At 36.1% G+C, this 1326-nt stretch carries 1 protein-coding gene; it reads right to left on the minus strand.

The annotated features are described in order from the left end of the window. A protein-coding gene (locus F7732_RS22490) for an IS3 family transposase (RefSeq protein WP_151576223.1) occupies positions 1–1271 on the minus strand; the annotation gives its coding sequence in 2 pieces (ribosomal slippage) (positions 1–818 and positions 818–1271; 1272 coding nt annotated over the 2 pieces). This gene is flagged as partial in the annotation. Between the last annotated feature and the right edge of the window lie 55 nt (positions 1272–1326).

Here is a 1326-nt window from a genome sequence, read left to right on the forward strand (position 1 = left end):
AATGTATTTTTCTAATTCTATTTTAAAATGTTCTACACTCTCAAACTCCTTTAGATAGAGGAATTCTGATTTCATAATTCCGAAGAAATTCTCCATTACCGAGTTGTCATAACAGTTCCCTTTGCGAGACATACTTTGAGTAATCCCTTCGCTTTCAAGCCTATTGCGGTATTGTTTCATCTGATAATGCCAGCCTTGATCTGAGTGCATTAATAACTGGTGGTGTTCAGGTAAATGTACCAAAGCCTTTTCTAACATCTCTGACACCAGTGAATATGTAGGTCTAGAGCCTATTGTGTATGTGATAACCTCACTGCCAAACAAATCTAATACTGGGGAAAAATAAAGTTTTTCACCAAATAATTTAAATTCCGTAATATCTGTTACCCATTTTTGATAGGGGGTATCTGCCGTGAAATTCCGATCTAAAAGATTCGGTGCAATTTTACCGACATCCCCTTTATAAGATTTGTATTTTTTCATGCGTACGATACATTTTAAACCTAGTACTCTCATGATTCGCTGAACTTTTTTATGGTTAACTTTTTGCCCGCGATTGACTAGTTCATCTCTAATACGGCGATATCCATATCGCCCTTCGTGTTCTTCGTAAATTTCCTTTATTTCTGTTTTTAAATCTGAATCTGGGTCGGGACGACTCATTCGTTTCACTAAGTCATAGTAAGTACTGCGTGGAATTCCAGCGAGTTTTACGAGTGCTTTCACCGAATATTTATGCCTTAATTCATAGACTACTTGCGCTTTGTCTTGTTTGGTGATTTTTCCTTGTTTTGAACTAAGGCATTCAACTTTTTTAGATACTCGTTTTCCATTTCCAGCTGTTTAATCCGTGCCTCAAGCGCTTCTTTAGACCCTTCGATTAGTGGTTGTTTTGGCTTTTGATTTGTATCTTTTTTCATAGATGGACGCCCCTTTTTCTTAGATTGAAGGGCATCGGATCCTTGTGTTTCAAATTGCTTTCTCCAAACACTTAACGTTGAAGGGGCTGAAATATTAAAGATAGCAGCTGTTTCAAGTAAGGACGTACCATTTTCAATCATATAATTTAGTACGTCTAGTTTAAACTCCTGTGTGTAATTTGTATATGATATTGTGAATGCTTTTTCACCATTGTATTCATATTGTTTAATCCACTTAAGTACCGCTTTATAGTCAGTTCCAATAGAATTAGCGATTCTAACAGAACTCTCATTTTCATTTAAATATCGTTGAACAGCCTCTAATTTATCTTCAGCAGTAAATTTAGCCATAGAAAAACTGCACCTCCAATTGTTAGATGGTGTCTAACAATTGGGGTGCAGTTCA

The organism is Bacillus mesophilum (genome assembly GCF_008923265.1).
Classification (GTDB): Bacteria; Bacillota; Bacilli; order Bacillales; family Cytobacillaceae; genus Cytobacillus; species Cytobacillus mesophilum.